This window comes from Siccibacter turicensis LMG 23730, assembly GCF_000463155.2.
Lineage (GTDB): Bacteria > Pseudomonadota > Gammaproteobacteria > Enterobacterales > Enterobacteriaceae > Siccibacter > Siccibacter turicensis.
Map to the genome: position 1 here is coordinate 1 of NZ_AWFZ01000038.1, position 1,904 is coordinate 1,904.

General features: G+C 65.1%; 2 protein-coding genes. Both read right to left on the reverse strand.

The window, feature by feature from the left end; translation table 11 throughout:
- Window positions 1–1,196, reverse strand: a 1,196-nt coding sequence (gene tssI, locus DW58_RS12010; protein ID WP_024550885.1) for a type VI secretion system tip protein TssI/VgrG, incomplete at its 3' end; no start/stop codon positions are given.
- 143 nt (window positions 1,197–1,339) lie between these two features.
- Window positions 1,340–1,858 (reverse strand): type VI secretion system effector Hcp1, encoded by a 519-nt coding sequence (hcp1, locus tag DW58_RS12015; protein WP_024550886.1) that lies wholly within the window; start codon window positions 1,856–1,858, stop codon window positions 1,340–1,342.
- Between the last annotated feature and the right edge of the window lie 46 nt (window positions 1,859–1,904).

Below are 1,904 nucleotides of genomic sequence, written 5' to 3' on the forward strand. Positions count from 1 at the left end.
CCGTAGCGGTCCCACGGGAACTGCACCTTGATGCGTCCGTATTTGTCGCAGTAAATCTCCTCCCCGGCCGGGCCGGTGACGGTGGCTATCTGCGGGCCGTCCACCATCGGTTTTGTCGGCATCGCCGCCCGCCAGGTGGTCCCGGCTTTCACCACTTCAAAGCGGTTGCTGAAGGTGGTCGGGGCGCCGCCGCCCTCCTCTTCCAGCGCCTGGGGCTGGCTCCCGGTGTGCGTCACGCTCACCGTCTGCCAGGCGATGTTCAGCTGCGGGTTCGGGTGCTCGCTGAGCACGAAGCTGCGGCCCGGACGCAGTCCGGCGCAGTTCGACTCCCCGGCCCCGGTCACTGCCCCGGCGCGCAGGGCGTCCAGCCGGTAGCCGGCGAACGCCTTCCCGTTCGGGTCGGCCTTGTAGCGCCCCGGGTAGTCGTAGTGCTCGTACTGCTCGCCCTGGTGCGCCAGCTCGCCGCTCATCTTTTTATGCGACAGGCCGTAGGCCGGGGTTTTAAAGCTGTAGTCCTTCAGTTCGACCCCGGCGGTGCTCACCGCCTCGGCGTAGCTGAAGCGGCGGACATAGGCGCCCTCCGCCAGGCCCTGGTTTGCCAGGTTAAAGAACAGCGGCTCGCCCTTCGCCACCGCCCCGGCATCGTCGGCAAACACCACCCGGTGGGTGCCGTCCTCAAACTCGTGGAAGAAGTACATCCCTTCCTCCGCCGCCAGACGGGTGATGAACTCCAGGTCGCTCTCCCGGTACTGGACGCAGTACTCGCGTGCCGGGTGGTCGTGGCGCAGGGCGAAGGCGAAGTCGGTGATACCCGCCTCCCCGAGCAGGGCGGTGATGATGGCGTCCGGCTTCTTCGCCTGGAAGATGCGGGCGTTGGTGCGCAGCCCGGTGCGCCACAGGGCCGGACGCACCTGCGCCTGGTAGCGGGTGCGGCGAAACCCGGTCTCGCCCTGGGCGAAGCGGCTGACAATCCCGCTCACGCTGCGCTGCAGCGCGCCGTTGTACCACACCTTCAGCTCGCAGGGCTGGTCGAGCACCGCGCCGAAATCAATCCCCGGCTGCGGGCTTGCCAGGTTGAGCGTCAGGCTGAAGGGCCGGTTCAGCGCCTCCGTCAGCTCAAAATCCACCACTGCAAACGTGCCCGCCGCCAGCGACCCGATGCTGACCGTGAACTGAAGTCCCGTATTGTCTGCCATCTTCCCTTCTCCTGTGTACGCCCATAGCTACCGCACGCCCGGTGTTCACCGTGCGGGGATGCCTGTTCCGGATTGTGCTCAGGTCTGGGGTCGCCACACCTCAGCACAAACGCAAAAACCCGGCCGGAGCCGGGTCGGGAGTGTTACGCTTCGACCGGCGCGCGCCAGTCGTCGGAGCCGGAGGTGCCGGCCACGGTGTGTTCCCAGTCGATTTTGCGGTAGGCCAGGGAGACTTCAATCAGCTGGGTGAAGTCAGACTTCGCCGGGTCCTGGCAGTGCGGCATCTGGCAGTCGATGTCCACGATGGTGGCGTCAGTCAGGGTGGTGGAGAAGAAGTGCTCCTGCTTGCCTTCCACCGAGGTGCGGTACCACTTCAGGGTCACGGTCGGCAGCATTTCCCCGGAGGCCAGGGCGTTGTACATCAGCGGCACGGCTTTGTTGAGCGCGACGGTGAATTTGAACGGCTTGTGCACGCGCTGGCCGGATGGCTGACCGGACTGCGGGTCGGTCGGCACGGTCACCACGTGGTTGAATTCCTGAACCAGCATCTCGTCCTCGTGACCCTGCACGTAGATGTTGCCGACGGAGTCAGAGGTGAACGCGCCCGCGGTGATGTTGCCCTGGGTCTTGCCTTCGATGCTGATATAACATGGGGTTGGCATAGTAATGCTCCTTGCTTGTGTATGAGTGAAAGAACTTCACCGGATA